Source organism: Stieleria sp. (genome assembly GCF_041595215.1).
GTDB classification, from domain to species: domain Bacteria; phylum Planctomycetota; class Planctomycetia; order Pirellulales; family Pirellulaceae; genus Stieleria; species Stieleria magnilauensis.
In genome coordinates this window covers 1-3,943 of the sequence record NZ_JBFHKV010000832.1, presented here as the reverse complement: position 1 = coordinate 3,943, position 3,943 = coordinate 1, and the positions used below count along the sequence as shown (strand labels likewise).

Sequence of the window (3,943 nt, the reverse complement as noted above, 5' to 3'; positions counted from 1 at the left end):
GGTTTGGGAACGTGCGGCATCGAAACGACAATCAAACTCGGTGGCCGGAAAGGATCCGTCGAACAATCCCCTCTAGTTTAGCCGCCGCGGCGTCCCCTGCCTCTAGCACTTCTGCGTGATCGGCGACTTTCGCTCGGTCGGGATCCGCCACATTGCTGACAATCGACAAAGCGAGCACGGACATGTCAAGATTCGCCGCCGTTAACACCTCTCCTGCGGTGCTCATTCCCACCACATCGGCTCCGATCCGCCGCATCATGCGGTATTCGGCACGGGTTTCATAGGTCGGCCCCAGGGTCGCCAGATAGGTACCCGGGACGGCGACAAAGCCCCCTTCTCGGGCGGCGGCCAGTGCGAGTGAGACGAGTTGCGGATCAAAAATCTGACCGCGCCGTCCGGCGGGAAAACCGATCGGCAACCCGCCAGGGTAACGCGGTGAAGTATTTTTTTGCGGTAGGGCGCGAGCCCTCCGGTGTTCCGGTAACGATGAGGAACGGGAGGGCTTGCGCCCTGCCGCTAACACCTCGTCAAACGCAGGAGATAAATGCTTCACAGCGTGACTGCCAGGGGCTGCCTCGGTGACGCTCGGCGCCGTTTCTTTCTGCTCTGTTCGTTTCGGCAACGCGATTTGCCGCCGCGCATGCAGCCAGTTGATCTGGTCGCACAGGACGACGATGTCGCCCACCGCCAGCTTCGGGTTGACACCACCGGCCGCATTGCTGGCGATCAAACGTTTGGCCCCCAGCCAGTGCATCACCCGGATGGGAAAGGTCACCTGGTCGTCGGACCAGCCTTCGTAACGATGCAAACGACCGGCCATGGCAATCACCGGTTCGCCGCCGAGCGTGCCGAACACCAACTGCCCACGGTGACCGCTGGCGGTGGAATGGGCAAACCCGGGGATGTCACCGAAGGGCACGATGACGGGGGATTCGATTTTGTCGGCCAGCGAACCCAGACCGCTACCCAGGACGATCGCCGTGACGGTTGACGCAGCGGTGCCGTCGCCGTACGCCCACTTCGATGCAATGGTCTCACGCAACATCGCCACGGCCATCGCGACCGCCGCTTCTGGCGATTCGGCTTGATCCTCCATGCGATCCCTCATGCGATCCGGGTTTGCCCCGCTTCGGCCACGATCCCGGTCACGATTTTCAGCAACTGGGGTGCGGCGCGATTCGCCGTCGCGATGATCTCTTCGACATTGGCCGGCTGCAGCGAATCGGGCAGGCACATGTCCGTGATCACGCTTAAACCGATTGTCTTCAACCCGCAGTGCACCGCCACGATCGTCTCGGGAACTGTACTCATCCCGACCACATCGGCGCCGATGGTGCGCAGGAACCGGTATTCGGCCCGCGTTTCAAGATTCGGACCGGCGACGGCAACGAAGACGCCGCGGTGGATTCCAATGTCTTCGCGGCGGGCCAATGCCAGCGTGCGATCAATCCATTGCTGATCGTAGGGTTCACACATGTCGGGAAAACGTGGCCCCAAGCGATCATCGTTGATGCCGATCAACGGGTTATCGCCCATCAAATTGATCTGGTCATCGATCACCATGATATCGCCCGATTGGTAGTACGGGTTCAAACCGCCACAAGCATTGCTGACGATCAACAATTCGGCGCCCAAGCGTTTGAACACTCGGATCGGCAACGTGATCTGCTTCAGCGGATAGCCCTCGTACATGTGAAACCGTCCTTCCATCGCGACGACGGGCACGCCTTCCAGAAATCCACAGACGAGCCGTCCGCGGTGACCGGTCGCGGTGGAGGTCGGGAAATGGGGGATCTCGCCATATTCAATCGACGCTTTGACATCGATTTGATCGACCAAACCACCCAGCCCGGTTCCCAGGACGAGGGCAACTTTCGGCGTCTGAGCAAACGCATTTTGAATGACCGCGGCGGCTTCTTCAATTTTTTCGTACAGATCAAGCATGTCAACTGTTTGGATGAATCACGGGGTGAACGAGAGCACGACGCACGAATCATAACGCACGACGACTTGGCTGCCATCGGCGGCCAAAACCTCGTTAAACTCTTCATTCAGCAGCGACGTTCCGTCTTCTCCCTTGTCTCCACGCACTCGCTTTATGGCTATCCCCGATCCTGACCAGTTCGAAAAGCTGGCGTCGTTTTATCTCGGGCGTCAATACGATCTTTCCTCGGGCCGGCGGCTGGACCAGCTGCTCATGTACGACAGCAAAGACCTGTGCACGCACGCGATGTGCGTGGGGATGACCGGCAGCGGCAAAACAGGCCTGTGCCTGTCCTTGCTGGAAGAAGCCGCCATCGATGGCGTCCCCGCCATTTGCGTCGACCCCAAAGGCGACTTGGCCAACCTGTTGCTGGCGTTCCCCGATCTCGCGCCGAGTGATTTCAAACCGTGGTTGGAGCAAAGCGACGCGACGCGCAAGGGAATGAGTGTCGACGAGTTGGCCGAGTCAACCGCAACCCGGTGGCGAGAGGGGTTGGCGTCCTGGGGACAATCACCGCAACGGATTCAAACCTACAAGGACGCAGTCGACATCGCCATCTACACCCCCGGCAGCAACATCGGGCTTCCGCTGACGGTGCTCAAGAGTTTCGATGCCCCCCCGCCTGAATTGCTGGACGATACCGAGGCGATCGGTGAGAAAGTCACCGGCGCGGTCTCGGGTTTGTTGACCTTGATGGATCTCGATGCCGATCCGTTGACGTCACCGGAGCACATTCTGCTGTCGTCGATCTTGACGCACCAGTGGCGGGAGGGACGCAACGTCTCGATCGCCAACCTGATCCGTTTGATTCAATCCCCACCGATCACGCGGATCGGCGTCGTCGACTTGGATTCCTTCATGCCCGCTGCGGAGCGTTCGAAACTGGCGATGCGATTGAACAACTTGCTGGCGTCGCCGGCGTTCGCATCATGGTTGGAAGGCGAAACACTGTCGATCGACAAACTGCTTTACACTGCCGATGGCAAACCGCGTGTGTCGATTTTGTCCATCGCTCATCTCCGTGACAGCGAACGAATGTTCTTTGTCACGTTATTGTTGAACGAGCTGGTCGCGTGGATGCGGCGACAAACCGGTACCGGCTCGCTCCGCGCGATCTTTTACATGGACGAAGTCGCCGGTTACTTTCCGCCGGTCGCCAATCCGCCCAGCAAGCCGCCGATGCTGACGCTGCTCAAACAAGCCCGCGCGTTCGGCTTGGGCGTCACCCTGGCGACACAAAACCCCGTCGACTTGGATTACAAGGGCTTGTCCAACATCGGCACCTGGTTCCTGGGACGGCTGCAAACCGAACGCGACAAGGCCAGGGTCTTGGAAGGCTTGGAGGGGGCTGCGGGTGAATCCGGCCAGCCATTTGATCGCAATCGGATGGAACAGATCTTGGCGGGGCTGGGCAACCGAGTCTTTTTGATGAACAACGTTCACCAAGGCGATCCGGTGACGTTTCAAACACGTTGGGCGATGTCGTTTCTGGCCGGGCCGCTGGCCAGGAAGCAGATCAGCGACCTGATGCAGCATCGAAAGGCGGCGGACCAATCGCGTCGCGAAGAAAACAGCGAATCGATCGTTGAAGAACACCCCAAACCCCAGCGTCCGGTCATCCCGGCAGGCGTGGAGGAATGCTTCCTCGGCCAAACCCAGATTGCCAACCGCGGTTGTAAGAAAGTCTATCGGCCCGCGCTTGTCGGCAAAGCGTCGATGCATTTTATCCGCGCCAGTGCCGACTTGGATCATTGGGTCGACACCGTGCGGCTGCTGTGCTGCGGCGGTGGCGTCCCCGACGACCTTTGGGAACACAGCAAAGCGCTTTCGCCGGATGCAGAATTCTTAACCCAACCGGACGACGCCTTCGAGTTCAGCGATCTGCCGGACGGTTTGCGAGGCAAGTCTTCCTACCGCACGTTCAAGTCAAAGTTGAAAGACTATTTGTACCGTCACGAG

The 3,943-nt window shown here is 59.5% G+C and carries 4 protein-coding genes; 1 reads left to right on the top strand and 3 read right to left on the bottom strand.

Going from position 1 to position 3,943, the window contains the following annotated elements; all coding sequences use genetic code 11:
* Positions 1 to 31 precede the first annotated feature (31 nt).
* From ABX749_RS24910 to ABX749_RS24900, 3 genes are read right to left on the bottom strand one after another with little or no spacing between them, the layout of a single operon-like run.
* Entirely contained in the window at positions 32 to 1,108 is a 1,077-nt protein-coding gene (locus tag ABX749_RS24910; protein ID WP_372898374.1) for a purine-nucleoside phosphorylase, read from the bottom strand.
* Entirely contained in the window at positions 1,105 to 1,944 is an 840-nt protein-coding gene (locus ABX749_RS24905; RefSeq protein ID WP_372898372.1) for a purine-nucleoside phosphorylase, read from the bottom strand. The genes ABX749_RS24910 and ABX749_RS24905 overlap by 4 nt, the downstream gene beginning before the upstream one ends.
* An 18-nt stretch (positions 1,945 to 1,962) precedes the next feature.
* On the bottom strand, positions 1,963 to 2,091 hold the full coding sequence (locus ABX749_RS24900; RefSeq protein WP_372898371.1) for a hypothetical protein: 129 nt from the start codon (positions 2,089 to 2,091) through the stop codon (positions 1,963 to 1,965).
* A 7-nt stretch (positions 2,092 to 2,098) separates the two neighbouring features.
* On the opposite strand from ABX749_RS24900, the gene ABX749_RS24895 reads away from it, so the two are divergent.
* Positions 2,099 to 3,943, top strand: a 1,845-nt coding sequence (locus ABX749_RS24895) for an ATP-binding protein (protein ID WP_372898370.1), incomplete at its 3' end; no start/stop codon positions are given.